The organism is Pseudomonas sp. SDT291_1_S447 (genome assembly GCF_054070155.1).
This window is the reverse complement of the sequence record NZ_JBSVXS010000456.1, coordinates 1-217: the sequence shown is the minus strand read 5'-3', so window position 1 is coordinate 217 and position 217 is coordinate 1. Positions and strand designations below refer to the sequence as shown.

General features: G+C 59.9%; 1 pseudogene. It reads left to right on the top strand.

The annotated features are described in order from the left end of the window. Positions 1-193, top strand: a pseudogene (locus tag ACW9IR_RS30345) (ABC transporter); the annotation flags it as partial. Positions 194-217 lie beyond the last annotated feature (24 nt).

Below are 217 nucleotides of genomic sequence, written 5' to 3'. Positions count from 1 at the left end.
CAAGGAACGCCTGCGCTTGCCCATGGAGTTGCATGCCCTGGAGGACGAGGCCTATGCCCAGGTGCGTCGACTGGAATGGGTGATAAAACTGACGGTGACTTTTGCGATACCCGTGACCTTATGCCTGATTGCCTGGCTGGTCTTTCTGGGCCAACGCCGTCGCCGGCTGAAAGCCGGCAGCGTCATTCACTGAACGCTCAACGACGGGCGATCAGCC